Source organism: Maribacter confluentis (genome assembly GCF_030505015.1).
GTDB classification, from domain to species: domain Bacteria; phylum Bacteroidota; class Bacteroidia; order Flavobacteriales; family Flavobacteriaceae; genus Maribacter; species Maribacter sedimenticola.
In genome coordinates, this window is sequence record NZ_JAUKUC010000001.1 from 1240359 (window position 1) to 1266719 (window position 26361).

Genomic DNA, 26361 nt, shown 5'->3' on the forward strand with positions numbered 1-26361 from the left:
AAATTGTTAGGGTCATTTAGTAACCAATAGGCTAATTTACATATTTTGAACCCGAATGGCTCAAATAAAAAAACCTGCACAAGGCAGGTTTTTTTTCTTTATAAAATTGAAATTTTAATCATTGTAAAACTCCTCCCCTAAATTAAAGGTCAAGGAAAACCTTAGCGTGTTCTCCAAAGGATTCCTTACCTGAGAAGTAGAGAAAAGATAGGATAAATCTATTTGGGCAGAATTAAATTTAAAGCCCGCACCCAATGTAAAGAATTTTCGGGAACCCTTATCCTCGCTTTCGTTGAAATAACCCGTTCTGAACATAAATGAATCTTGATAGGTATATTCTGCACCTAAGGACCATGTAAATTCCTTTAATTCCTCACTGAATCCGTCCGGGGCATCAGTAAAAGAGTTGAATATACCACTAAAGCCACTTTCATTTTGGTAGATATCATTGTCTTCCGCATCCACATCGCCATCATTATCAAAATCCTGGGGTGTTGGCACAAGAAGCTTGCTGAATTCCGCAGTTAACCCTACAACGTTATCCTGATCCAAGATGAAATCAAATCCGCCTCCAAACCTTAGGTTACTTGGCAAGAAATTTTCCTGTCCACCCGCATCATATTGAATTTTTCCTCCAATGTTGGAAAGATTGAATCCTGCCCTCCATCGACCATCAAAATTATTGTAAGCTATTTCCCTAGACCTATAAAAACCGGCCACGTCTACAGCAAACGAACCTGCCGCCTGCGAATCCTCAGACCCGTTTTGTGGTAATTTTAAATTTGACCTGATATATCTACCGGCCACCGCCATAGAGAACGTAGGGCTTAACTTTAAGGAATATGAACCATCAAGAGCCAATTCATTTGGTTTGGCAATAGTACCGGGGTCATTGGCAAACTGCCTTAATTCTATCTCGCCCAAAGTGAAGTAGCGCAAACTTACCGCAAACGCACTTTGTTCGTTCAACTTATTAAAATAACTGGCATTCAATAACGATATATCCGTAATAATACTCTCCAAATATGGGGTATAACTTACCCCAATACCCATTTTACGCTCGGCAAATGCAAATTTTGCAGGATTCCATTGCTGAGAAAAAGCATCGGTAGAAGTTGCAACCCCCATATCACCCATTCCGGCAGACCTTGCATCGGCAGCTATAGTAAGAAATGGTACAGCAGTGGTAATAACACGTTGGTCATTCTGGGCCGCAATTTTCCCAATTACAAGTACAAAGAAAATTATTGAGATTTTTCTCATTGGAATTACATCTTTAAAATAGGAGCGAAATATACCTTTAATATATAATCACCCTTAATATTTTACATGTAAACGGACTTTTTACCGTTATCTTGTATTGTTATCTAGTTTTTTATTAGAAAAAATGTAGAACAGGTTAAATCAAAACACCACCAACACTTCATAAAATAAGAAATTCGCAGGTGCGGCGATCAGCTCTAAAAGAAATGCCCTAAACCATACTATTTAGTTTATTTGTCCGTTAAGATAATTAAGTAAGCCCATTTTACGTAAACTGGACGGTGATAGAATCATTTAAATTATTTTGAATTGTAAAATAATCTTATAAAAACACCGTTCTATTGAGCGAAAGTGACAAACAAATTAAAAGAAAACTTAGTATTATAAGGAATAGAAGCCAAACTACTATAACTTATAAAAAATTGAACTCAAGTCCTAATTATGAAAAAACGTTTAATAAAAGTTGTACTCTCATGCACTGTCATCGTTGGGGGATTAACGGTTAACAGCTGTTCTAAATCTTCATCGTCCAAAAATACGTCTAGAGCTACAGGTTGGAAAATAAATGCCAAGGAAGGTGGTTTTCAATATAATACAGACTTCAAGGAACAAGAAACCGCTCCTGGATTAGTATTTGTTGAAGGTGGTACATTTACCAAGGGTAAGGTACAGGATGATGTTATGCATGATTGGAACAACACGCCAACATCCCAACATGTACAATCATTTTACATGGATGAGACAGAGGTGACCAATGTAATGTATCTTGAGTATCTTGACTATTTAAAAAGCGTATACCCTCCGGAAAATCCTAAATATACCAATATTTATGTGGGAGCTTTGCCGGATACCTTGGTTTGGAGAAACAGGTTAGGATTTAACGAAACCATGACCAACAACTACTTAAGACACCCGGCATATGCAGAATATCCTGTGGTAGGCGTTAACTGGATACAGGCGACACAGTTTGCAGAATGGAGAACGGACCGTGTAAACGAAGTTATGTTGGAACGTGAAGGCTATCTATCCGAAGATGCCAAATACCAGGCCGCAACCGGAGAAGTTCAGGGCACTTTTAGTACAGAAGCATATTTAAACAGGCCAGAATCTGTTTACAATGGTCAAATAGATTCACTTCAAGGTAAAATGAAAAAAGATAGTACTTCTGCTTTTGCAAAAAGAAGTAGTGGTATCATAATGCCAGAATACAGACTTCCTACAGAAACGGAATGGGAATATGCTGCACAGGCACAAGTTGGACAAAGGGAATACAACAACTATAGAGGTAGAAAAAAATATCCTTGGGAAGGGGATTATACTCGTAACGGACAACGCGTAGGACGTGGAGATCAATTGGCCAACTTTAAACAAGGAAAAGGTGACTATGGCGGAATAGCAGGATGGTCTGACGATGGTGCCGATATTACGGCGGAAGTTATGTCCTACAAACCTAATGATTTAGGCCTTTACGATATGGCAGGTAATGTGGCCGAGTGGGTTGCGGATGTCTATAGACCTATTGTTGATGACGAGGTGAGCGATTTTAACTATTATAGAGGTAATATTTATATGAAAAGCGCCATAGGGGAAGATGGCAAAGTCAAGGTCTTAAAAGATTCCATTGCCTTTGATACCCTGCCCAATGGAAAAGTTATTGCCGTTAACCTTCCGGGAGAAATAAAAATGGTTCCTGTAGACGAAGAAGAGACTTATTTAAGAACCAACTTCTCATCAAGCGACAACAGAGGTTATAGAGATGGTGACCCAGGTTCTTCTAGGTTCTATGACAGGTTTAGCGATGATGAGGAACAGGACGACAAGAAAAAGATGTACAACTCACCAAAGCACTCCGTGGCCAGGGACTCTGCCGGAAACCTTATAAAAGGTTACGACTCATCAAACAACAGAACAACGCTTATCAATGATGAAGTTAGAGTATACAAAGGCGGTTCTTGGAGAGATAGGGCATATTGGTTAGACCCTGCACAAAGAAGGTATTTGCCACAATATATGGCAACGGACTATATAGGGTTTAGATGTGCAATGTCTAGAGTTGGTTCAAAATCAAAGACTAAGAACAAAACGGTTAGAGGTAAAAAAGCCAAATAACATTTTGTTCATATCATAACTATTAAAAGCCCTTTTCACAAAGGGCTTTTTTTATATCTTCGATTTTATGAATATTCAAGAGTTACATACGGTTTTTTTGAAGTATCCATCAGTAAGTACGGACACTAGAAATATTAACAAAGGGGATATATTTTTTGCATTGAAAGGTGAAAATTTCAATGGCAATACCTATGCAAAAAAAGCTTTGGAACAAGGTGCCAGCTATGCCATCGTGGATGAAGAGGAATTTATTCAAAACGACAGGACTATTTTGGTAGACGATTGCCTTACCACCTTACAACAATTGGCCAACTACCATAGAAAATTTTGCTCGGCCAAAATAATCAGTCTTACCGGTAGCAATGGAAAAACCACCACCAAAGAGCTCATTAATGCCGTTTTATCTTCCACGTACAAAACCGTTGCAACGAAAGGCAACCTTAACAATCATATTGGTGTTCCATTAACTTTGTTGTCCATTACACCAGATACAGAATTTGCTATTGTGGAAATGGGTGCCAACCATTTAGAAGAAATAGCTTTTTTATGTTATATAGCACAGCCGGATTTTGGATATATAACCAATTTTGGAAAAGCCCATTTAGAAGGTTTTGGAGGCGTTGATGGCGTTATAAAAGGTAAAAGCGAATTATATGAATATTTGATAAAACAAGATAAATCCATATTTCTAAATGCTGATGACCCAATACAGCTCAATAAATTAAAATCATACACCCGCAAATACGGGTTCAGCACGGAAAATTCCTCCTACTATAAAATTGAATTCTTGGGCGCACAGCCTTTTGTTCGTCTTAAGTTCGATGATACGGAGGCAACCTCTAATCTCATAGGATCATATAATTTCCACAACTGCTGTGCCGCCGTCATCATGGGTAAATATTTTAATGTTGATGTTCCTAAAATTAAGCAGTCTATTGAAAACTATACCCCTAAGAACAACCGTTCCCAAATAATCGAAAACCTGGACCACTATATAATTTTAGATGCTTATAACGCCAATCCCACAAGCATGAAAGCGGCATTGGAAAATTTCAACACATTAGACAGGGTAAACAAAATAACCATATTGGGAGATATGTTTGAATTAGGAAACTCTGCTGAAGAGGAGCACCAAACAGTAGTACAGATAACCGAACAAATGAATTTTGACCAGGTGATGTTTGTTGGTGAAAATTTCTATCGTACAAAGACCGCATTGAAAAAATTTAAGAATTTTGATAAGTTAAAGCAATATCTAACGGAACATTCCGTACCGAAAAAATCAACAATCCTTATTAAAGGGTCAAGAGGGATGGCTTTAGAGCGGGTTTTAGACCATATATAATTTTTAATCCAGAACTTTGGTCACAGAACCGCATGTCAGCATTTTATCCCCGAAATACGGATTTCTAATTGCCTTTTCAAGGCTCAACCAATCTGCACCCGTATTGTTATCCGCCATTGGACAATGCTGCACATAAATGGGTTCGCCAAAACCTTGTACATGGTCAGCTAAATAAGTAAATGCGCTAGATAATTTTTTAAAGCTTAAACGCTTTTGATCCAAACTGTTTTCTGATAATATTTCCTTCACCATTTTTTTTGCCAATTTCATGTTTGATTGAAATTCGGCATTACCCTCACTTACCTCTATTTGCAACAATAGTTCATCTAATTTCTTGGTACTATTATGGGCATCCAAACTTTTAGATGACACCAAATTATTTTTTAATTCGAAATAAGTGCCCAGTGCAATCTTAACTTGGTCATTTACTTCATTGGGAAATATTGCACCCTTGTCACTAATTACCGGCATTTGCTCCTTAAGAGTCTCCTTTGCGTACAGCATGGATTTTTTACCTTGTAATTGAGCGGCAGCATCAATTGTAAATGCACCATTGGTAACTACTTCCTCTCCTATTTCCAGTCCCTTAAAAACCACATAGCTATCACCAATGGCCTCTCCTAATTTCACTTCCCTCATTTCAAATATGGGCTTTGAGGATTTTGGCTTGGTATATACCACAGAATGCTCACCCGCCCATAAGACCGCACTCTTAGGAACCATAACCATTTGCTTATCCGTATGTTCTATTTTAACCTTTCCTTTTATGAACATACCGGGTTTCCATTGCCCTTTTCCATTCGCAACATTGGCCCTTACGGCAACAATTCGCTTGCCTTTGTCCAAAACCGGTTCAATAAAAGATATTTTGGCCACTACTGGCTCAGAAGGAAAAGCTTCGGAACTAATTAATATTTCCTGTCCCATCTTAAGTAATGGCAATTGGTCTTCATAGGCTTGAAAAACTGCCCAGACCGAATATAAGTTTGAAACCTTGAACAATGGATCCCCTTGTTTATAATAAGAGCCCTCAGAGCCTAAAATCTCCACTACGGTTCCAGAAACATCTGCCACCAAAGGAAAATTCACAATAGGTTTCCCAGATTTCAATAAATCATCTATCTGCTTATCGGTCAATTTCCACAGTCCCAAAGTATTTCTAGCGGCAGCATATAATTTCTCATGTGTATCCTTATAAGAAGATGAAGTCAAAAGTTTATCCTGGGCCAAATACAATTCTGGACTGTAAATAGTGCCTATTTCTTGACCTTTTTTAACATATTCACCAACATACTTAATATGAAGCTTATCTATACGACCATCAAATAAAGTAGTTTGGGTTGCATTTGTATTTTCGTTTAGAGCTATTTCCCCGGCAAGCTCCACTTCACCGCCCATAGTATTTGAAATTATTTTATGGGTCTGGACATTGGCCAAGGAAATAGCCCTCTCGCTCATTGTAAACCGGTATTCATTAGTAATCTGGTCCATATTACCCATAGGCACAAGCTCCATTCCACAAATTGGGCACATACCCTTGCCTTCATTTATCACAGAAGGATGCATAGAACACGTATAGTTGTTTTGTTCATTATGTTGCACATGGTCATTTGCCGAGGGTTTAACTTGGCCAAAGAATAGATAGCCCAACAAAAGTCCCCCTAATAATACCATAAGGTAAACGACGTATTTCTTGTATGTATTGAAATTTTCCATTACCTAATTTCACTATTTTTTAATTTTTGTTCCTGCCATAAACAATAGAGTACCGGAACAATCAACAACGTCACCAAAGCTACCAGCATACCTCCAAAACTAGGAATTGCCATGGGTATCAAAATATCCTTGCCATGTCCTTTTGCCGTAATTATCGGCAGCAATGCCAATAATGTTGTGGCCGTAGTCATTAAACAAGGTCTAATCCGTTTTTTCCCTGCTTCCAGGACCGCATTTCTAATATCATTGACAGTACCGGGTTTATTTGTATCAAAATTCTGTTTAAGATATGTTGCAATTACCACGCCATCATCTGTTGCAATACCAAAAAGAGCTATAAACCCTACCCAGACCGCAACACTCATATTAATTGTCTTAACATTAAAGATTTCCCTAAGGTCATGGCCCAGAAAATTTAGGTTCAAAAACCAATCTTGACCATAAAACCACAACAATATAAATCCTCCTGCAAAAGCTACCGCAATTCCGGAAAAAATCATGAATGAAATTGTCAATGACCTAAACTGTACATAAAGTAATAACAAAATTGCCAATAACACCAACGGTATGACCAAAGACAATGTTTTCTCGGCATGAACATTGTTTTCATAAGTACCTGAAAACTTATAATTTACACCTTTGGGCACAATTATTTCCCCATTATTAATTTTAAGTTCTATTTGTTCCTTTGCCTGTTCAACAGCAGAAATTTCCGCAAAACCCTCTTTTTTATCAAAAAGTACATAAGCCATTAAAAAGCCATTTTCACTTTTGATGACCTGCGGGCCCTTTTCAAATTGAACATCTGCCACTTGATACAAAGGTATACTCCCACCACTTGGTAGTGCAACCAGTATATTGCCAATGTCTTCAGGTTCATCCCTATAATCCCTAGGATAACGTAATGTAACATCAAACCGCTCCCTTCCTTCAATGGTCTGGGTCAACACCTTGCCGCCCATTGCCGTCTCCAATATTTCCTGTAGTCCACTAATAGTTAAACCAAATCTTGCTGCTTTGGTTCTATTAAATAAAACATTAATGTATGGCTTAGCTACAATTCTATCCGAAAATACGGAAGCACTTTCTATAGATTCAATATTTTTGAGCTCATTTTCCAATACTTGTCCAAATGATTCTATCACATCCAAACTGGGCCCAAATATTTTAATCCCCATTGGTGATCTCATACCGGTCTGCAACATGACCAACCTTGTTTCTATTGGCTGTAATTTGGGCGCAGAAGTCACACCTGGCAATGTGGTCACTGCGGCAATTTCCTCCCAAATATCATCTGCATTTCTAATGTGAGGTCTCCAGTTTCTATAATACGCCCCGTTTTTGTCCACAATCAATTCATCAACAGACACCCCGGAACCAGAAGTCACTTCACCCATTGTCTTTGTTTGGAACAATCCCTCTTTGGTTGTCAAAAATGAAATGGGCCTACCCTTATCATCCAAAATAAATTCCGGTTTATATAGAATTACATTCTCGAACATAGATAATGGTGCAGGGTCCAATGCAGAATCAACCCTGCCGGCCTTACCAACTACCGTTTCTATTTCTGGGATGCTTGCCACGGCCATATCCAACTGTTGTAAAATTCTTTTATTTTCCGATATTCCGGTATGCGCAGTAGATGTCGGCATCAATAAAAATGAACCTTCGTTTAATTTTGGCATAAATTCCTTCCCAATGGTACTATACGTCAGTGCCCCTAAAATTAAAATGGATAAAGGCATGATCAGAAATGTTGTCTTATGTTCCATAGCCCAAACCAATATGGCCTCATAATACCTATGAAATACAAAAAGCCCACCTAATACAAGTGAACTAAAGAGGATTACGAAAACTAAGTCAGTAGCAAAATAAGCCTGAAAACCAAGAGGCTTCCAATAATAAGTCAGTATCAATACTATAGATGCGACCAGCCAAATTAACCTTAATTTTCCACTATTCGCATTCGCTATTTTGTTGTAATCCTGCAATAACTTCAACACCGCAAGACCAATTAATGCTATTCCGATCCAAAAACCCCAAATACACATTACTAACCCTACAAGCCCCAAACCAATGGAACCTAGACTTCCAATATCATATTTCTTATGGGTTACGCTGTACCATTTTGATATAATAGGGGGTATGATAAACAAGGCTAAAAACATAGCGGCCAAAAGTGCGGTCGTTTTAGTAAATGCCAATGGTGTAAACAATCGCCCCTCTTCACCGGTCAATACAAACACAGGGATAAAACTTAATATCGTGGTCAAACCTGCCGTAATTATGGCGCCGGAAACTTCGTTGACCCCTTCAATGACCAAATCATCAATAGCAGCCCCCTGCTGATTATTCTCAATTTTCTGAACAATGTTCTCAGACAGAATTATACCCAAATCTACCATTGTACCAATGGCTATTGCTATACCTGAAAGTGCCACAATATTAGCCTCAACATTGTACAACTTCATCACTATAAAAACCATAAGTACAGCCACAGGCAATAACCCGGAAATTACCAAGGAAATCCTTAAATTTCTCAACATGACCAAAATGACCAAGATTGCAATCAAAATTTCCATGGCTAGAGCAGAATTAAGGGTGCCCAATGTATTTTTTATCAGCTCTGTGCGATCATAAAATGGCACTATGGTCAATTGTGATGTCCTGCCATCTTCAAGCATTTTAGAAGGCAAGCCTTTTGCTATTTGTGAAATCTTGTCCTTAACGGACTCAATAACCTTTTGCGGGTTAGCTCCATACCTACTTACAACTACCCCCCCAACAACCTCGGCTCCCTCCTTGTCAAGAATACCTCTTCGTTCTTTTGGACCCAATGAGACAACTGCAATATCTTTTATGGAAAGTGGCACATAATCATTGGTCGTTATGACCGCATTTTCAATATCCTCAATATTTTCAATAAGACCTAGGCCTCTAATCAAATATTCCGCATTATTGATTTCCAAAGTTTTTGCACCTACATTTTTATTGGATTCACCAACGGCCCTTACCACTTCTAGAAGGGAAATTTGATATTGGCGCATTAACAAAGGATTGAGCTCTATTTGATACTCTTGAACATGCCCACCAATTGAGGCTACCTCTGCAACATTTTCGGCAGAGGACAAAGCATTCTTAATATAAAAGTCCTGAATTTTTCTCAACTCGTGCAAGTCCCAACCACCCGTAACATTTCCCTGTTCATCCCTTCCTTCTACAGTATACCAAAAAAGTTGACCAAGGGCAGTAGCATCAGGCCCTAATTTGGGCACTACATTCTTTGGCAGCAAATTGGAAGGAAAACTGCTTAATTTCTCAAGTATGCGACTTCTACCCCAATAAAAATCTACATTATCTTCATATATAAGATAAATGGTCGAAAAACCGAACATAGAAGAACTCCTTACAGATTTTACCCCCGGCAACCCCAAAAGATTCGTAGTAAGCGGATAGGTAACCTGGTCCTCTATATCTTGTGGGGACTGTCCTTCCCACTCGGTAAAAATAATTTGTTGGTTATCTCCCAAGTTGGGTATTGCATCTACTGCAACGGCATTAGAGCCTATTAACCAATTGTCCGTATAGATCGGTGTACTAATTAAACCCCAAAGCAAAAACACTACTAAAAGCACAAAGGCCACGAGTTTATTTTGCACTAAAAATTTAATTAGGTCTTTAAGCATAAAGGTTTAAACTTATTTGCGAAATCAAAACTATAAGTCTCTGATATTTAACGTGCGAAACAAGTATAGATTGTAGAAGAAAGATAACTAATTATAATAAAACTGTCGTGCAAGAACCCATTATAATCCTATCATAACGGCCAGTTGGAATATTTGTGGGATATACTGGATTCGAACCGGTGACCTCTGCCCTGTCAAGGCAGCGCTCTAAACCAACTGAGCTAATATCCCTAATGTTGTAGTAAGGCTTTTTTATCCTTACTCAAATTAACTACAATATATCATTAAAAAAGGCTTCCAAAAAATGGAAGCCTTTTAACCTGTGGGCCCTACTGGATTCGAACCAGTGACCCCCTGCTTGTAAGGCAGGTGCTCTGAACCAACTGAGCTAAGAGCCCCAAAAGGAGTGCAAATATATAATAGTTTTACAATTCACAAAAGAAAAATCAATAAAAAATCAAAGAACTTCCGCTACGACAAAATTACTTCCTCCAACATAAATAAAATCGGATTTTTTTGCATGTTTTTGAGCAGCTTTAAACGCCTTATTTACAGTCTTATATGCCTTTCCATGAAATCCGGCTTCAAGAAATAGTGTGGTCAATTGATTTTCATCTAAGCCCCTTTCAATTTTTGGCCTAGTGAAATAATATAGCGCATCTTTTGGAAAAAAACCCATAATACCCTTAACATCCTTATCCTTTACAAATCCCAAAACTATATGCAGTTTTTTATATTGCTGCTTTTGAATTTGTTTTAATACTATCGCGAGCCCCTCTTTATTATGGGCAGTATCACAAATTATGGTAGGATGTTCCCCTAATTGCTGCCACCTCCCCATAAGCTTGGTGTTTACAACTACGTTTTTTAAACCATTTACAATATGACTTTCATCAACAGGAAACTTTTTTAATTTTTCCAGCGTAGCTAAAACACCTTTACTATTTTTTTGCTGATAATTTCCCAACAGTCCAACTTCATAAGAAGAAAAGGTCTCTTTCTCCGCAAAAGTAATTTCCGCATTCATTTTTTTAGCCCTTTCAATAAATACAGGAGCGGTTTCTTTGTTATATTCACTAATAACCACAGGAACATTATTCTTGATAATACCAGCCTTCTCAAAAGCTATCTTGGCCAATGTATCCCCTAACATATCCGTATGATCAAAACCAATATTAGTGATCAAGCTCACTTCTGGCGTAATAATATTTGTAGAATCCAATCTGCCTCCCAATCCTACTTCTATTATGGCAATATCTACTTTTTTATTTGCAAAATGGGAAAAGGCCATACCCACCGTCATTTCAAAAAAGGAAAACTTATTTTCGTTAAAAAATCCTTTGTTCTCTTCAATAAAACGAACCACTTCGGTCTTTTTAATCTTACGCCCGTTGATTCTAATACGTTCCCTAAAATCCTTTAAATGTGGTGATGTATAAAGTCCTACCTTATAACCGGCCTCCTGTAAGACCGACGCCAGCATATGGCTACTGCTACCCTTACCATTGGTGCCGGCAACATGGATACTTTTAAATTTTATTTGTGGATTGCCTAAATAGCCGGTCAGGTTCCTTATACCATCCAACTTGGCATTAAAAGCATCCTTACCTTTATTTTGATACATTGGAAGTTGAGCAAACATCCAACTTAACGTATTCTTATAGGTCACTCTCCCAATTTGAAGTTAACAACAACAAAACCTACTTGTTGACTTGGGGCATTACTATCCAAATTCCATTTATGCATAAATGCCGTTTTTCTTGCCGGTTCCAATAAACAAGGATCATTATTTGTTGTACCCCTAACACCTGGAGTTGCGCTAACAACTTTTCCGTTTCTATCCACAACTATCTTAACAACAACCCTACCCGACTGGTTGCACTCTTGTTGCACTTTCCCTTTGTTCACTAAAGACCTTCCATTAAGACCATACCCGCCTGTTCCGCTTCCGCTACCCGGACTACCGTAATAACTGGTTGCATAAGGATCACCATCCGGCTGCCCTTTATCACCAGCCTTATTATCGTCTCCTTCACTACCGGAAGCTGTACCGTCTGACTTGTTCAGGCCGCCCATCATCTCATCTAAAGCTCGTTTTTTTGCTTCCTGCTCTTGGCGGGCCTTTTCTTCCGCGTCCTTTTTTTGCTGAGCAATTCTAGCTGCTTCTGCCTTTTTCTTATTCTCTATGGCCTCTGCTTTTTTCTTTGCATCGGCAGCAGCTTCATCTGCTTTTCTTTTGGCTTCTTTGGCCTGGTTTATCTTTATGGCCTCTTCTGACTCTTGAGTTAACAATTTTTCTGAAGGTGATTCTTTTTCGGCCGCAGTTTCCTCCACTTCCTCTACAGGCTCTTCAACCGTTTCGGCAACTTCTTGTTGTACAGGTTCCACAGGAGGAGTATCCAATGGTTCTGACCGAATCTTTTCCTTGGGCTGTACTTTACCGCTACCAAATTCCATGGTTCCAAAATTGACGGAAATTCCATTTTCTTCGGGGGGATCCATATAAGTTAACCCTATATAAAACAAAACCAATAGCAGCGCACTTAACAACAATGTGGTAAGTGTCAACGATTTCTTTTTATGTCTTGTATCTAGAAAAGCCATTTAATTAGGGCGTACCGCCAAAATAACCTTATAATTATTTCTATTGGCGATATCCATTACGTTTACCGCCTCCTTTATTGCGACACTTTCCTCTGCCCTTAGAATAATAGTAGGATTATCCTGCCCAGCAAGTGCCTTTTTAAGTTCTATCTCAATATACTCCCCATTAATGCGCTCATTATTTACGAAGTATTGCAAGTTTTTATCTATACTAACCGATACATTTTGGGTATTCGTAGATTTACCCTTTGCCTTTGGAAGCAAAAGATCCAGGGCATTTGGCGAGTTGGCCGTTAGCATAAAAAATACCAGCAACAAAAATACTATGTCCGTCATTGAGGACATACTAAAGTCTGGACTGACCTTATTTCTTCCTTTTAATTTCATAGGATAAAATTAAAGGGGTTCGTTTAATAGATCTAGGAATTCTACGGCGTTGGCCTCCATTTTATGAACGACCTTATCAGTTCTATTTACCAAATGATTATAACCTACATACGCTATAATCCCTACAATAAGACCAGCTACCGTTGTTGTCATTGCCGTATAAATACCAGATGCCAATGAACCCATTTCCGCTTGACCACCACTACTGGCCATTTCATGAAATGCAAGAATCATACCAATAACGGTTCCCAAAAAACCGATCATTGGCGCAGCTCCTGCAACTGTAGCAAGTATACTTACGTTTTTTTCAAGCTTATACACTTCCAAGGTTCCGGCATTTTCTATGGCCGTATTGATGTCATCCAAAGGTTTTCCAATTCTTGAAATTCCTTTTTCCGTCAATCTAGCAACCGGAGAATCTGTTTGTGCACATAATATTTTTGCAGCTTCAAGCTTACCCGTAGTAACGTGATCCCTAATCTGGTTCATGAAATTTTTATCTATTTTGGAAGCAGCGTTGACCGCTAAGAGCCTTTCAAAATAAATATAAAGGGCTACACCCAACATTATAAAAAGAACTGTAATAATGATAACGCTACCCGTACCACCGTTAAAGATCAGATCTATAACCGATAAAGTTTTTTCTTCTGACATTAATTCATCGCTCGCATCTTGAGCCAAATCCTGGAATAATAACATAGTGTTCTTTAAGTATTGAATTTGCCTTTATAACGATGAATTGTCAATTAAATTATCCGTGAAGCACAAAATCTCTTAATAATATAAATACTGCCGCACCACTAACAAAACCTACTAATGCAAGCCACGTAATCTTTTTCAAATACCAGAAAAAATCAATCTTCTCCATTCCCATGGCAACGACTCCCGCAGCTGAACCAATGATCAGCATACTTCCTCCCGTACCAGCAGAATATGCTATAAAGTGCCATAAAGGACTATCAAGCGCCTGACTGAACATCCCCATACTTGCAGCAACCAATGGCACATTATCTATAACAGCCGATCCAATTCCAAACAACATAACCACGATATCCGTATTAGGAATGGCCTCGTTCAAACTTTGCGCATAATGAAATAAAAGTCCTAGGGATTCAAGTGCGGCAACAGCTAACAATATTCCTAGAAAGAACAGAATACTTGGCAATTCAATCTTGGATAAAGAATGATGTACCGGACTATGGTGACCACCTTCTTCATGATCTCCACCATCTACATTTGAAATGCTAAACTTTTTATTACTATAAATTTCCGCAAAGGTTGCCACTACAGCCAAAGACAACATCATACCTACATAAGGTGGTAAATGGGTAACCGTCTTGAAAAAAGGAACAAAAACAATTGCGCCCAAACCTAAATAAAGCATTATAGAACCATATTTGGATTTAGGTTCCTCTGACACGAACTCACCTTCAATAACTCCTTTAAATGCCTTATTGTTACTGGCTATAAAAGTTGGCACCACCATACAAATAATAGATGGTATTAAAACATGAATAACCAATTGACCGGCAGATACCTTATTGGCTATCCAAAGCATAGTAGTCGTAACATCGCCAATTGGTGACCATGCACCACCGGCATTTGCCGTAATAATTATCATACCTGCAAACCAAAGTCGCGTATTTCTATCATTGATTACCTTTTGTAATATGGTTATCAATACAATAGTTGCCGTTAAGTTATCGATTATTGCAGATAACACGAATGCCAATGTGGCGAACAACCACAATAATCTCTTCTTACTTCGCGTCCTTATATATCCCTTAATAGTGGCAAAACCATCAAAATAATCAATGATTTCCACAATGGTCATGGCACCCAATAAAAAGACCAGAATTTCTGCGGTCTTACCTAAATGATGTAATAAAATTTCATCTAAATGTGTTGGTTCCAATTCTTGGAGTACCGTATTTACCTCAAAAACATCTAGATGGCTCAAAGCAATAATGGCCCATAAAATCGCCATCATGGCCAAGGCCGGTATAAGCTTATCTATTTTTAAATTATGCTCTAAGGTAATAGCAAGATATCCTGCTAAAAAAACTATGATAATAATGGTCTCCATACTTGTTGGTTTTTTTAATGTCTTCTAGTAAGTTGTCAAATATAAGTTCAAATTCCAAAAAATTAAATTATCTAAAGATATTTAAAATTGTACGTGAATTCCTAATGAATTGACAATAATAGCCAAGATATCTGACATCCAAATACTTAAATGCCACTAATTAAATATTAACGAGTTTTTATTGACATCGTTTTAACGAATATAGAGCATAGACCACCTGAAATTTAATATGTTATTAACAAATTCAAAGTAGCGCCGAGCCATTACTGATCAAGATTGCTCTAGATTTTCTCTTCGTATATCTTTATCTTTGAGAACATAACTTTTAACCTCTAATACATGGATTTTTCTTTAACCGAAGAACAAAAACTAATTCAACAAGCTGCAAAGGATTTTGCGCAAACCGAACTATTACCGGAAGTAATCGAAAGAGACGATGCCCAACGATTTCCTGAACAAGAGGTTAAAAAACTTGGCGAATTAGGATTTTTAGGGATGATGGTAGACCCTAAATATGGGGGAAGCGGCCTGGACACTTTATCATATGTATTGGCCATGGAAGAACTTTCAAAAATTGATGCCTCTACTTCTGTAATAATGTCGGTCAACAATTCTTTGGTGTGCTGGGGATTGGAAGCATTTGGCACAGAAGAACAAAAAGAAAAATACCTTACCAAAATTGCAACTGGAGAAGTTCTGGGCGCGTTCTGTCTTTCCGAACCGGAAGCCGGTAGTGATGCAACGTCCCAAAGAACCACGGCCATAGATCATGGTGACCATTATATATTAAATGGCACAAAAAACTGGATAACCAATGGTAGTTCAGCCAGTGTTTATATTGTTATTGCACAGACAGACAAGGAAAAAAAGCACAGGGGCATTAATGCCATAATCGTTGAAAAAGGAGCTGAAGGCTTTGAAATTGGCCCTAAAGAAAATAAATTGGGGATACGCGGAAGCGACACTCATTCTCTTATATTCAATGATGTAAAGGTCCCAAAAAGCAATAGAATAGGTGAAGATGGTTTTGGATTTAAATTTGCCATGAAAACCTTGGCAGGTGGCAGAATAGGTATTGCCGCCCAAGCATTAGGTATTGCTGCAGGAGCCTATGAACTTGCCTTAAAATATTCAAAAGAACGAAAAGCTTTTGGAACAGAAATCAGTAATCACCAAGCTATTGCCTTTAAATTGGCGGATATGCATACTGAAATACAAGCTGCACGATTATTGGTATACCAAGCAGCAAGAAACAAGGATAACGGAAAAAATTATGACCTTTCAGGAGCAATGGCAAAACTATATGCCTCTAAAGTGGCTATGGAAACTACAGTTGAGGCAGTTCAGATACATGGAGGTAATGGCTTTGTAAAGGACTATCATGTAGAAAGACTTATGCGTGATGCCAAAATAACACAGATTTATGAAGGCACTTCGGAAATTCAGAAAATTGTTATTTCCCGTAGTATTTTACAATAAAAAATAGGTTTTATAATTGCACCCCCTAAATTATTAGGGGGTACAATTATATTTTTGCCAAATAAAAATTGTTGATCACCACATAAGCTTGGGTGAAATTGTTACAAACTACTACTTCACGAATTTTACCCCCCAGTTTTCTTCCATTATTCACTCGCTTTAACTTAAATTTATCAATCTGATAAATTGAACCAATCAAAAATTGATAATTGTCGATTTTTTATGGTTTAATTAGAATCGTTGAATTTATTACTTGAATTAGTTTGAAACATTGAATATAATTCAAATAAATTGATATTTTTGAAGAAATACCACAAATATGACATTGAAGAAGCAAGGGTTATACCTACCAGAATTTGAACACGACAACTGTGGAGCTGGCTTTATTTGCAGCCTAAAAGGAAAAAAATCTAATGACATCATCCATAAGGCATTAGAAATACTGGAAAGATTGGAACATAGAGGTGCCGTTAGCGCCGATGGAAAGACAGGAGATGGAGCCGGTATCCTTATTGACATACCCCACGATTTTTTTCAGGCAGTTTGTGACTTTGACCTACCGGATGCAGGAGATTATGCCGTTGGTAATATATTCTTTCCAAGAAAAGAAAACCAGAGAGATTTCTGTATTTCAGTATTTGAGGAAAATATTAAAAAACAAGGCCTAAAATTATTAGGTTGGCGTAATGTTCCCGTTAATCGTTCAGTACCCGGTAGAATTGCTTCTGAAACGGAACCGTTCGTAAAACAAATATTCGTTGCCAAAGAAAATCCTGAACAGGAATATTTTGAATTCAACCTAAAACTGTTCATCGCTAGAAAAATAACGGAGCATACTATTATAAAATCCAAATTATCCGAAAATAAATTTTTCTACGTTCCAAGCCTTTCCACTAAAATCATCATATTCAAAGGACTGTTAATGCCTTTGGACATTAGTCTTTATTATTCAGATTTGATGGATTCGCGCGTGGTTACCAGATTAGCCTTGGTACACCAACGTTTTTCTACCAATACTTTCCCTACATGGGATTTGGCACAACCGTTCAGGTACATGTGCCATAATGGAGAAATAAACACCCTTAGAGGTAATGTATCTAGAATGTACTCTAGGGAAGAGCTTTTAAAGAGTGAAATGTTCGGTGATGAAATAAAGAATATTTTACCGATCATATTACCTGGAAAATCAGATTCTGCCACAATGGATATGGTGGTAGAATTATTATTAATGACCGGTAGATCATTACCCGAAGTAATGATGATTCTTGTTCCTGAAGCTTGGGAGAAAAATACGGAAATGTCAGAGGCAAAAAGAGCCTTTTATGAATATCATTCCTGTATGATGGAACCTTGGGACGGACCTGCATCAATACCCTTTACAGATGGCAACTTTATTGGTGCGGTTTTGGACAGAAATGGTTTAAGGCCTTCTAGATATACCGTTACCAAAGATGATTATGTTGTTATGTCATCAGAAACTGGCGTCGTGGAAATTACTCCTGAAAATGTTGAATTTCATGGAAGACTAGAACCAGGAAAAATGTTCTTGGTAAATATGGAAGAGGGCAGAATTGTAAATGATGAGGAAATAAAGGAGAAAATTGCCAAACAGCAACCATATAGTAAATGGTTAAAGGATAACTTGGTTCACTTAAAGGATATACCATATAATGATTGCCCATTGTTCTTGGGCGAAGAATCCCTTGAAAAAAGGAAGTCTGTCTTTGGATATACCTTGGAAGATATCAATACAATAGTCTTACCAATGGCAAAAGCCGGTAAGGAGCCAATAGGATCTATGGGTTCAGATACCCCTATTGCGGTATTGTCTCAACGTCCACAGCTTATATACAATTATTTCAAACAATTGTTCGCTCAAGTTACCAATCCACCTTTAGATGGAATAAGGGAGGAATTGATTACAGATATTAGTTTAACTCTTGGTAGCGACCACAATATTTTTGAATTTTCAGAACTTCACTGCAGAAAATTGAAAATTCAAAACCCTGTGATATCCAAGGAAGATTTGGACAAAATAAAAAATTATGATGTTAGTCCTGATTACAAAGTGGTTTCTATACCCATTCTTTATGATATCAATAAAGGACACAATGGTTTGGAAGATGCGTTGCAGTCTGTATTGAACCAAGCCTCTAAAGCAGTTGACCAAGGCACCAATATAATTATACTTTCTGACCGAAGCGTTAGCGAGGAATTTGCTCCCATACCTGCACTATTGGCCTGTTCGTTCGTAAATAGCGGATTGCAAAAATTAGGAAAACGTTCCAAGTTAAGTATCATTATAGAATCTGCGGAACCTAGGGAAGTACATCATTTTGCACTCCTATTCGGTTTTGGGGCCAGTGCTATAAATCCTTACTTGGTTAATGAAATCATAGCAGAACAAATAGAAGAACATGATATCACCGAAATAACTTTTGACGAGGCCATTAAAAATTACAATAAGGCCATTGGTAAAGGAATCCTGAAGGTAATGAACAAAATAGGGATATCTACCTTAAATTCTTACCGTGGATCTCAGCTCTTTGAATGTATCGGTATCAACACCAAAGTTGTTGATAAATATTTCCCCAATACACCAACTCGTATTCAAGGTATTGGACTTTATCAAATAGAAAAGGAAATTGCTTTAAGACATAGAAAAACATTTCATAAAAGTGAAATTGCAGCTTCTTTGGATTTAGAGATTGGAGGCGAGTACAGATGGAGAAGAGATGGGGAAAAACATATGTTCAATCCACTTACAATTGCAAAACTTCAAAAATCCGTTCGTAATAATGAGCCGGACACATATAAGGAATATTCCAGTATGGTTAATGAACAGTCCAAAAACCTGATGACCATTAGGGGACTTTTTGAATTTTCCAACTATGACCCAATTCCGTTAGAAGAAGTTGAACCTTGGACAGAAATTGTCAAGCGTTTTAAGACCGGGGCAATGTCCTACGGTTCCATTAGTCAAGAAGCGCATGAAAATTTGGCAATCGCCATGAACCGTATTGGTGGTAAAAGTAATTCTGGAGAAGGTGGAGAGGACCAGAACCGTTTTTATAAGAATGCAACGGGAGATTGGAAAAATAGTGCCATAAAGCAAGTAGCGTCCGGAAGATTTGGCGTTACATCCAATTATTTGACCAATGCAAAGGAAATTCAAATAAAAATGGCCCAAGGTGCCAAACCTGGTGAAGGTGGCCAATTACCTGGACCAAAAGTAAATCCACAAATAGCTAAAACCCGAAATTCAACCCCATATGTGGGTCTAATTTCACCACCGCCACATCATGATATTTATTCAATTGAGGATTTGTCCCAATTAATTTATGATTTAAAATCAGCGAACAGAAAAGCAAGAATTAATGTAAAATTGGTTTCTGAAGTTGGTGTGGGTACAGTTGCCGCAGGGGTTGCAAAGGCCAAAGCAGATGTTGTACTAGTAAGTGGTTTTGATGGTGGTACAGGTGCTTCCCCATTAACTTCCCTAAAACATGCCGGATTACCTTGGGAACTTGGTATTGCAGAAGCACAACAAACCCTAGTATTAAATGATTTAAGAAATAGAATCGTTCTTGAATGTGATGGACAATTGAAAACCGGAAGGGATGTTGCCATAGCATGTCTATTAGGTGCTGAGGAATTTGGGTTTGCAACTGCTCCGCTAGTAGCTTCCGGTTGTATTATGATGAGGGTTTGTCATCTAAATACATGTCCAGTAGGTATTGCAACACAAAATCCTGAATTGAGGAAAAAATTTGCAGGTAAACCGGAACATGTAGTCAACTACATGTATTTCGTAGCACAAGAATTACGGGAAATTATGGCGCAACTAGGTTTTAGAACCATTAATGAAATGGTTGGCCAAGTTCAAAAATTGGATCGTAAAAAAGCTATAGAACACTATAAGGCCGCAGGTATTGACCTTACACCTATATTGCATCAGGTAGATGTACCAATGGGCACTAAATTCTATAATACCGAAAAACAAAAACACGATATTGATAAGTCTATTGAATTTGATATTATTGCAAAAGCTAATCCATCATTGTTCAGAAAGGAGAAATTGATATTAGATTATCCAATTTGCAATACCGATCGCGCAGTAGGCGCAATTATCAGTAATGAAATTTCTAAGACTTACGGTGCAGAAGGATTGCCTATAAATACCTTACGACTTAATTTTACAGGCTCAGCAGGACAAAGTTTTGGTGCTTTTGCAACCAGAGGACTTACTATGGTCGTTAATGGTAACACCAATGATTACTTAGGAAAAGGGCTTTCGGGAGCTAAACTTGTTATTAAAGTACCTGAAAAATCCACTATAGTCCCAGAAGATAATGTAATCACAGGCAATGTTACACTATATGGTGCTACCGCTGGTAGGGCATATATAAACGGTAAGGCCGGGGAACGTTTTTGTGTTCGTAACTCGGGAGCAAAAGCCGTTGTTGAAGGAATTGGCGATCATGGTTGCGAATATATGACAGGGGGTATTGCAGTAATACTGGGTGAAGTAGGTAGAAACTTTGGTGCTGGTATGAGCGGTGGTATAGCTTATGTCCTTGATCAGAAAAAAACGTTTAGAAAACAGTGTAGTACTGAAGGTCTAAACCTATTGGATGTAACGGAAGACAAGGACATTAAACAATTAAAAGATTTAATTACAAGTCATTATAATTCCACATCAAGTCCATTGGCACAAAGAATATTGGAAAACTGGGAATCATATTTACCAAAATTCGTGAAGGTTCTGCCAGAAGAATATAGACAAGCCCTTTTGCGCTTAGAAAAAGAAAATTTACAAACCATATAAAATCGAAACATGGGGAAGACAACAGGATTTTTGGAATTCGATAGAAAAGTAGAAGCATATGCTCCTGTAGAACAACGTATTAAAAATTACAAGGAGTTTACGGTTAAAATGCCGGAAAGCGAACTAAAGGACCAAGGTGCACGTTGCATGGATTGTGGTATACCATTTTGTCATAGTGGCTGCCCTTTGGGGAACCTAATACCAGATTTTAATGATGCAGTCTATCGTGGCAAATGGGAAAAAGCGAGTGAAATCTTGCATTCAACCAATAATTTTCCTGAATTTACAGGAAGGCTCTGTCCTGCACCTTGTGAAGAAGCGTGTGTTTTAGGAATAAATGAAGATCCGGTCACTATAGAAAATATCGAAAAGAATATAGTAGAGACTGCTTTTGAAAAGGGGTGGATTACCGCAAAACCCCCACTTAACAGAACGGATAAAAAAATAGCGGTTATAGGCTCGGGACCATCTGGTCTTGCGGCTGCACAACAATTAAACCGTGCTGGTCATTTGGTCACTGTTTTTGAAAGGGATGCTAAACCCGGCGGTCTTCTTAGATACGGTATTCCAGATTTTAAGATGGAAAAGAGTGTGATTGATAGAAGGCTAGAAGTTCTAAAGGAAGAAGGTATCACATTTAAATGCAATGTCTACGTCGGTAAGGATATCATGGCAAATGAATTAAAACAAGAGTTTGATGCAGTAATCCTCTCTGGTGGAGCTACCGTTAGAAGAAATTTACCTATAGAAGGTGCAGAACTAAAAGGAGTTGTTCAAGCCATGGATTTTTTAAGTCAGAACAATAAACGTGTAGACGGTATACAAGATTTAGGTGAGGAAATTAAGGCTACGGATAAAGATGTTGTTGTAATTGGTGGTGGTGATACAGGTTCAGATTGTATTGGTACTTCCATAAGGCACGGAGCCAATTCCGTATCAAACTTTGAAATTATGCCAATGTCCACACCAGAAAGACCTAAGGACCAACCTTGGCCATTTTGGCCAATGAGGTTAAGAACGAGCTCTTCTCATAAAGAAGGCGCTGAACGTTTCTTTAGCATCTCTACCAAGCGATTTATTGGAGATGAAAATGGAAATTTAAAAGGATTGATAACTTCTGAAGTGGAATGGATTAAAAATCCTGGCCAAAGACCGCAATTAAAGGAAGTAGAAGGTACAGAAAAAGAATGGAAGTGTGAATTGGCTTTACTAGCCATGGGTTTTACAGGGTCTGAGACAACTTTGACAGAGCAATTTGGTGTAGAATTAGATCAAAGGACCAATATCAAAGCTTCCGAAGATAATTATCAAACCAATATCCCCGTATTTTTGCGGCCGGCGATCAACGTAGGGGACAATCTCTTATCGTTTGGGCTATTTCAGAAGGAAGACAAGCAGCACATCATGTAGATAAGTATTTGATGGGGTCTTCAGCTCTACCTTTAAAAGGAGAAGGAGATTTACCTAGAGTATAGAATAATTTGAATTACTTTTTAAGGTCCTCAACTATCTTTTAGAGTTGGGGACCTTTTCTTTTATACCATTTACCACCGTTTGTCCGGTGTGATATACTTACGGTGACCTTTCCGCATAAAAAAAGCCCCTTACATTCCTGTAAGGGGCTTTCGAAAAAGGCGGCTACCTACTCTCCCACTTGGTATAGCAGTACCATCGGCGCAAACGGTCTTAACTTCCCTGTTCGGAATGGTAAGGGGTGGGCCCCGTCGCCATGGCCACCTAAGTTTTGGATCGGACATTGCCGACCGCGGCCTCCGCCGCAATATCGTTGACATGAATGGAACAGGATCCTATAAAGGAAAGAAACATGTATATCGTCAAATATGTTTCAGAATCGAAAGAAAGAAGTAAAGACCCTCGTGCGCCCCTCCACAAGGAAGGGACGTACGTATGCGCAAGCCTGACGGGCAATTAGTACTACTCGGCTACGGACGTTACCGCCCTTCCACCTATAGCCTATCGACGTGGTCATCTCCCACGGCCCTTTAAAGAAATCTCATCTTGTGGCGGGTTTCGCGCTTATATGCTTTCAGCGCTTATCCCATCCCGACATAGCTACCCAGCGATGCTCCTGGCGGAACAACTGGTGCACCAGCGGTCGGTCCAACTCGGTCCTCTCGTACTAGAGTCAGATCCACTCAAATTTCTAACGCCCGCAGTAGATAGAGACCGAACTGTCTCACGACGTTCTGAACCCAGCTCGCGTGCCACTTTAATGGGCGAACAGCCCAACCCTTGGGACCTTCTCCAGCCCCAGGATGTGACGAGCCGACATCGAGGTGCCAAACCCCCCGTCGATATGAGCTCTTGGGGGAGATCAGCCTGTTATCCCCGGCGTACCTTTTATCCTTTGAGCGATGGCCCTTCCATGCGGAACCACCGGATCACTATGCTCTTGTTTCCAACCTGATCGACCTGTATGTCTCCCAGTCAAGCGCCCTTGTGCCATTGCACTCTACACACGATTGCCAACCGTATTGAGGGCACCTTTAGAAGCCTCCGTTACTCTTTTGGAGGCGACCACCCCAGTCAAACTACCCACCACGCACTGTTCCCTCATTGAGGGTTAGGCCCCGGACAAGCAAAGGCTGGTATTTCAACAATGACTCCACCACACCTGGCGATGCAGCTTCAAAGTCTCCCAGCTATCCTACACATTGCTTGACCAAGGTCAATACGAAGCTATAGTAAAGGTGCACGGGGTCTTTTCGTCCCACTGCGGGTAACCGGCATCTTCACCGATACTACAATTTCACCGAGCTCATGGCCGAGACAGTGTCCAGATCGTTGCACCATTCGTGCAGGTCGGAACTTACCCGACAAGGAATTTCGCTACCTTAGGACCGTTATAGTTACGGCCGCCGTTTACTGGGGCTTCAATTCAATGCTTCTCCCCGAAGGAATGACATCTCCTCTTAACCTTCCAGCACCGGGCAGGTGTCAGGCCCTATACGTCATCTTTCGATTTTGCAGAGCCCTGTGTTTTTGATAAACAGTCGCCTGGACCTCTTCACTGCGGCCCCCCATAAGGGGGCGACCCTTCTCCCGAAGTTACGGGTCTATTTTGCCTAGTTCCTTAGCCATGAATCTCTCGAGCGCCTTAGAATACTCATCCCAACCACCTGTGTCGGTTTACGGTACGGGCTGCTTCACTCGCTTTTCTTGGAAGTCGATATGCTGGATTATCACCTTGGCCGTGGCCTCGGTGTACTATCGGGGTATTACTACTCCCTTCAACGTACAATTCCGTCTGTACGCACCAACTTCTCGCCTCCGTCACTTTTAGCGTGAGCAGGTACAGAAATATTAATCTGTTGTCCATCCACTATCCCCTTCGGGTTCGCGTTAGGTCCCGACTGACCCCCAGCTGATTAGCATAGCTGGGGAAACCTTGGTCTTTCGGCGTGCGGGTTTCTCGCCCGCATTATCGTTACTTATGCCTACATTTTCGTTTGTAACCGCTCCAGCATCCCTCGCAGGTACGCCTTCGACGCAGTTACAATGCTCCCCTACCCCTTGTATAAATACAAAGTCACGGCTTCGGTGATATGCTTATGCCCGATTATTATCCATGCGGAACCGCTCGACCAGTGAGCTGTTACGCACTCTTTAAATGAATGGCTGCTTCCAAGCCAACATCCTGGCTGTCAATGCAGTTCCACCGCGTTATATCAACTTAGCATATACTTTGGGACCTTAGCCGGTGATCTGGGTTCTTTCCCTCTCGGACATGGACCTTAGCACCCATGCCCTCACTGCGCAGAAACATTTCATAGCATTCGGAGTTTGTCAGGAATTGGTAGGCGGTGAAGCCCCCGCATCCAATCAGTAGCTCTACCTCTATGAAACTATCTACACGCTGCACCTAAATGCATTTCGGGGAGTACGAGCTATTTCCGAGCTTGATTGGCCTTTCACCCCTACCCACAGGTCATCCCAAGACTTTTCAACGTCAACGGGTTCGGTCCTCCACTATGTGTTACCACAGCTTCAACCTGCCCATGGGTAGATCGCACGGTTTCGCGTCTACTACTACTGACTATGGCGCCCTATTAAGACTCGCTTTCGCTACGGCTCCGTTCCTGAAGAACTTAACCTTGCCAGTAAAAGTAACTCGTAGGCTCATTATGCAAAAGGCACGCCGTCACCCATATGGGCTCCGACCGCTTGTAAGCGTATGGTTTCAGGATCTATTTCACTCCGTTATTCACGGTTCTTTTCACCTTTCCCTCACGGTACTGGTTCACTATCGGTCTCTCAGGAGTATTTAGTCTTGGCGGATGGTCCCGCCGGATTCATACAGGGTTTCACGTGCCCCGCACTACTCAGGATACCACTATCTAAATGCTCTTTGCCTATACGGGACTATCACCCTCTATGGTCGCTATTTCCAAAGCGTTCTAGTTCATCACATCTCGAATGTCGTGGTCCTACAACCCCGTTATTGCCGAAACAACAACGGTTTGGACTAATCCGATTTCGCTCGCCGCTACTATCGGAATCACTTTTGTTTTCTCCTCCTCCGGGTACTTAGATGTTTCAGTTCCCCGGGTTTGCTTGGCTTACGCCATGACATACCTTCAATATGCCGGGTTGCCCCATTCGGATATCCGCGGATCATATCGTGTGTGCCGATCCCCGCAGCTTTTCGCAGCTTATCACGTCCTTCTTCGCCTCTGAGAGCCTAGGCATTCCCCATACGCCCTTTTCCAGCTTGTCGCCAGATCTTTAATCTATTCTATTCTTAATTCGTACTCTTTACTTAATAAAGATTCGTGTTTCTTTCTTTTTTAGTCGGTAAAACACCTAAATGTCTTACCTCCTGTTCCAATATGTCAAT

The 26361-nt window shown here is 39.6% G+C and carries 12 protein-coding genes, 2 tRNA genes, 2 rRNA genes and 1 pseudogene; 5 read left to right on the forward strand and 12 right to left on the reverse strand.

Translation table 11 applies throughout. The features are described 5' to 3' along the window. Positions 1–114 precede the first annotated feature (114 nt). Positions 115–1263, reverse strand: coding sequence for a type IX secretion system outer membrane channel protein PorV (gene porV / locus Q2T41_RS05455; protein ID WP_089263294.1), 1149 nt, complete (start codon positions 1261–1263; stop codon positions 115–117). Positions 1264–1704: 441 nt separating this feature from the next. Between porV and gldJ the strand changes: the two genes are divergently transcribed. Both gldJ and Q2T41_RS05465 read left to right on the forward strand, forming a co-directional pair. Continuing rightward, entirely contained in the window at positions 1705–3372 is a 1668-nt protein-coding gene (gldJ, locus tag Q2T41_RS05460) for a gliding motility lipoprotein GldJ (protein WP_304435246.1), read from the forward strand. A 67-nt stretch (positions 3373–3439) separates the two neighbouring features. Next, positions 3440–4717: a UDP-N-acetylmuramoyl-tripeptide--D-alanyl-D-alanine ligase gene (locus tag Q2T41_RS05465; protein ID WP_304435247.1), complete on the forward strand. Its 1278-nt coding sequence runs from the start codon at positions 3440–3442 to the stop codon at positions 4715–4717. Between the two features lie 3 nt (positions 4718–4720). On the opposite strand, the gene Q2T41_RS05470 is transcribed toward Q2T41_RS05465, so the two are convergent. The 9 genes from Q2T41_RS05470 to nhaD all read right to left on the reverse strand — a co-directional run bounded on the left by Q2T41_RS05470 (position 4721) and on the right by nhaD (position 15196). Further along, a complete protein-coding gene (locus Q2T41_RS05470; RefSeq protein ID WP_304435248.1) occupies positions 4721–6433 on the reverse strand; it encodes an efflux RND transporter periplasmic adaptor subunit in 1713 nt (570 codons plus the stop codon). Next, positions 6433–10092: an efflux RND transporter permease subunit gene (locus tag Q2T41_RS05475; RefSeq protein WP_367186831.1), complete on the reverse strand. Its 3660-nt coding sequence runs from the start codon at positions 10090–10092 to the stop codon at positions 6433–6435. Before Q2T41_RS05475 ends, Q2T41_RS05470 begins: the two co-directional genes overlap by 1 nt. A gap of 183 nt (positions 10093–10275) precedes the next feature. Beyond that, a tRNA-Val gene (locus tag Q2T41_RS05480) sits at positions 10276–10350 on the reverse strand. 92 nt (positions 10351–10442) lie between these two features. Next, a tRNA-Val gene (locus tag Q2T41_RS05485) sits at positions 10443–10517 on the reverse strand. 59 nt (positions 10518–10576) lie between these two features. Then, positions 10577–11788 carry a bifunctional folylpolyglutamate synthase/dihydrofolate synthase gene (locus Q2T41_RS05490; protein ID WP_304435250.1) on the reverse strand — a complete coding sequence of 404 codons (1212 nt, stop codon included), beginning with the start codon at positions 11786–11788 and terminating at the stop codon, positions 10577–10579. Then, on the reverse strand, positions 11785–12723 hold the full coding sequence (locus tag Q2T41_RS05495) for an energy transducer TonB (RefSeq protein WP_304435251.1): 939 nt from the start codon (positions 12721–12723) through the stop codon (positions 11785–11787). The genes Q2T41_RS05490 and Q2T41_RS05495 overlap by 4 nt, the downstream gene beginning before the upstream one ends. After that, a complete protein-coding gene (locus tag Q2T41_RS05500) occupies positions 12724–13110 on the reverse strand; it encodes an ExbD/TolR family protein (RefSeq protein ID WP_089263279.1) in 387 nt (128 codons plus the stop codon). Between the two features lie 9 nt (positions 13111–13119). Continuing rightward, positions 13120–13809, reverse strand: coding sequence for a MotA/TolQ/ExbB proton channel family protein (locus Q2T41_RS05505; protein WP_089263277.1), 690 nt, complete (start codon positions 13807–13809; stop codon positions 13120–13122). Positions 13810–13861: 52 nt separating this feature from the next. Continuing rightward, complete coding sequence (gene nhaD, locus Q2T41_RS05510) at positions 13862–15196, reverse strand: sodium:proton antiporter NhaD (RefSeq protein WP_304435252.1); 1335 nt, start codon at positions 15194–15196, stop codon at positions 13862–13864. 339 nt (positions 15197–15535) lie between these two features. Here nhaD and Q2T41_RS05515 point away from each other — a divergent pair, with 339 nt between their 5' ends. The 3 genes and pseudogenes from Q2T41_RS05515 (at position 15536) to Q2T41_RS05525 (ending at position 22978) form a co-directional block, all read left to right on the forward strand. Next, on the forward strand, positions 15536–16675 hold the full coding sequence (locus Q2T41_RS05515) for an acyl-CoA dehydrogenase (RefSeq protein WP_304435253.1): 1140 nt from the start codon (positions 15536–15538) through the stop codon (positions 16673–16675). A 319-nt stretch (positions 16676–16994) separates the two neighbouring features. Continuing rightward, entirely contained in the window at positions 16995–21503 is a 4509-nt protein-coding gene (gltB, locus tag Q2T41_RS05520) for a glutamate synthase large subunit (protein ID WP_304435254.1), read from the forward strand. 9 nt (positions 21504–21512) lie between these two features. Next, a pseudogene (locus tag Q2T41_RS05525) lies at positions 21513–22978 on the forward strand (glutamate synthase subunit beta). Between the two features lie 154 nt (positions 22979–23132). Here Q2T41_RS05525 and rrf read toward each other — a convergent pair. Continuing rightward, a 5S ribosomal RNA gene (gene rrf / locus Q2T41_RS05530) occupies positions 23133–23244 on the reverse strand. Positions 23245–23411: 167 nt separating this feature from the next. Beyond that, a 23S ribosomal RNA gene (locus Q2T41_RS05535) occupies positions 23412–26242 on the reverse strand. Positions 26243–26361 lie beyond the last annotated feature (119 nt).

Excerpts from the sequence above, each read along its gene's own strand:
- porV (WP_089263294.1), bottom strand. The coding sequence starts at position 1,263 with ATGAGAAAAATCTCAATAATTTTCTTTGTACTTGTAATTGGGAAAATT.
- gldJ (WP_304435246.1), top strand. The coding sequence starts at position 1,705 with ATGAAAAAACGTTTAATAAAAGTTGTACTCTCATGCACTGTCATCGTT.
- Q2T41_RS05465 (WP_304435247.1), top strand. The coding sequence starts at position 3,440 with ATGAATATTCAAGAGTTACATACGGTTTTTTTGAAGTATCCATCAGTA.
- Q2T41_RS05470 (WP_304435248.1), bottom strand. The coding sequence starts at position 6,433 with ATGGAAAATTTCAATACATACAAGAAATACGTCGTTTACCTTATGGTA.
- Q2T41_RS05495 (WP_304435251.1), bottom strand. The coding sequence starts at position 12,723 with ATGGCTTTTCTAGATACAAGACATAAAAAGAAATCGTTGACACTTACC.
- Q2T41_RS05500 (WP_089263279.1), bottom strand. The coding sequence starts at position 13,110 with ATGAAATTAAAAGGAAGAAATAAGGTCAGTCCAGACTTTAGTATGTCC.
- Q2T41_RS05505 (WP_089263277.1), bottom strand. The coding sequence starts at position 13,809 with ATGTTATTATTCCAGGATTTGGCTCAAGATGCGAGCGATGAATTAATG.
- nhaD (WP_304435252.1), bottom strand. The coding sequence starts at position 15,196 with ATGGAGACCATTATTATCATAGTTTTTTTAGCAGGATATCTTGCTATT.
- Q2T41_RS05515 (WP_304435253.1), top strand. The coding sequence starts at position 15,536 with ATGGATTTTTCTTTAACCGAAGAACAAAAACTAATTCAACAAGCTGCA.
- gltB (WP_304435254.1), top strand. The coding sequence starts at position 16,995 with ATGACATTGAAGAAGCAAGGGTTATACCTACCAGAATTTGAACACGAC.